The organism is Streptomyces sp. A012304 (genome assembly GCF_026008495.1).
GTDB lineage: Bacteria > Actinomycetota > Actinomycetes > Streptomycetales > Streptomycetaceae > Streptomyces.
Window position 1 is genome coordinate 363,995 of the sequence record NZ_BQUN01000182.1, and the last position, 1,856, is coordinate 365,850.

The 1,856-nt window shown below is 70.4% G+C and carries 2 protein-coding genes; both read right to left on the reverse strand.

What is annotated here, in order from left to right; all coding sequences use genetic code 11:
- Positions 1-603, reverse strand: a 603-nt coding sequence (locus ALMP_RS37685) for an MBL fold metallo-hydrolase (protein ID WP_264936461.1), incomplete at its 3' end; no start/stop codon positions are given.
- A complete protein-coding gene (locus ALMP_RS37690; RefSeq protein ID WP_264936462.1) occupies positions 603-1,688 on the reverse strand; it encodes an S-(hydroxymethyl)mycothiol dehydrogenase in 1,086 nt (361 codons plus the stop codon). The genes ALMP_RS37685 and ALMP_RS37690, both read right to left, overlap by 1 nt.
- Positions 1,689-1,856 lie beyond the last annotated feature (168 nt).

Here is a 1,856-nt window from a genome sequence, read left to right on the forward strand (position 1 = left end):
CAGGTGCGGGGCCTCGGCTGCGACGGTGGTCGTGTCACCGTGCCCCGTGTGCACGACGGTGTCTCCCGGCAGCGTCAGCAGCCGGTCCCGGATCGAGTCGATGATGGTCGGGAAATGGCTGTACGACCGTCCTGTCGCGCCCGGCCCGCCGGCGAACAGGGTGTCGCCGCTGAAGAGCGCCTTCAAGGCCGGTGCGTACAGACAGACCGCCCCGGGGGCGTGGCCGGGCGTGTGCAGCACGGTCAGCTCGACGCCGGCCACCGTGAGGCCCTGGCCGTCGGTGAGTTCGGCGTCCGGCGCCCGGTCGGGGTGGGTGTGCTTCCACAGCGGCAGGTCGTCCGGATGCAGGAGGACCGGGGCGCCGGTGCGGGCCGCGAGTTCGGGCGCGGCGTCGATGTGGTCGTTGTGCGCGTGGGTGCTCACGATCGCGATGAGGCGCCGGTCGCCGACGGCCTCGGCGATGGCGTCGGCGTCGTGCGCGGCGTCGATGACGATCGCCTCGGTGTCGTCGCCGACGATCCACACGTTGTTGTCGACGTCCCAGGTGCCGCCGTCCAGGGAGAACGTCCCCGAGGTGACGAGGTGTTCGATGCGGGCGGCCATCAGAGGACCACCACCGAGCGCAGTACGTCGCCGTGGTGCATCCGCTCGAAGGCCTCCTCGACCTCGTCCAGGGCGATGGTCTCCGTGACGAAGGCGTCGAGGTCGAGGCGGCCCTGGAGGTAGAGGTCGATCAGCATCGGGAAGTCCCTGCTCGGCAGGCAGTCGCCGTACCAGGAGGACTTCAGGGAGCCGCCGCGGCCGAAGACGTCCAGCAGCGGCAGTTCGAGCTTCATCTCCGGGGTGGGCACGCCGACCAGGACGACCGTGCCGGCGAGGTCGCGGGCGTAGAAGGCCTGCTTGTACGTCTCCGGGCGGCCGACCGCCTCGATGACGACGTCGGCGCCGTGGCCGCCGGTCAGCTCGCGGATCGCCTCGACCGCGTCGGCGGACTTGGAGTTGACGGTGTGGGTCGCGCCCAGCTTCGAGGCGGTCTCCAGCTTGCGGTCGTCGATGTCGACCGCGATGACCTTTGCCGCGCCCGCCAGGTTCGCCCCGGCGATCGCCGCGGCTCCGACACCGCCACAGCCGATGACGGCGACCGAGTCGCCCCGGCCGACGTTGCCGGTGTTGATCGCGGCCCCGATGCCCGCCATCACGCCGCATCCCAGCAGACCGGCGGCGGCCGCCGACGCGGTCGGGTCGACCTTGGTGCACTGTCCGGCCGCGACCAGCGTCTTCTCCGCGAACGCGCCGATACCGAGCGCGGGCGACAACTCGGTGCCGTCCAGCAGGGTCATCTTCTGCTTGGCGTTGTGGGTGGCGAAGCAGTACCACGACTCCCCGCGCAGACAGGCCCGGCACTGGCCGCACACCGCACGCCAGTTGAGGATCACGAAGTCGCCGGGGGCGACGTCGGTGACCCCCTCCCCCACCGACTCCACGACCCCCGCCGCCTCATGGCCCAGCAGGAACGGGAAGTCGTCGTTGATGCCGCCCTCGCGATAGTGCAGATCGGTGTGGCAGACCCCGCAGGCCTCGATCTTCACCAGCGCCTCACCCGGACCCGGGTCAGGCACGATGATCGTTTCCAGGCTGACGGGGGCGCCCTTGCCCCGCGCGACGACAGCACGGACCTGGTGCGTCATGGCCACTCCTCGGCTGATCGAGACTTGAATCAGATGTTGCTCATTACGGCACACATCTCACGTGTCGCAACACAGCATCGTTGAGCGCCGACCAGGGGTCAAGGAGCGCGACGAGGTTCCCTCGGCCGCATGGGATCGCGGTGGGAGCAGCACGAACGCCCGGCGGGG

Bases quoted from the DNA above. Each gene is read 5' to 3' on its own strand.
- ALMP_RS37690 (WP_264936462.1), bottom strand. From the start codon at position 1,688: ATGACGCACCAGGTCCGTGCTGTCGTCGCGCGGGGCAAGGGCGCCCCC.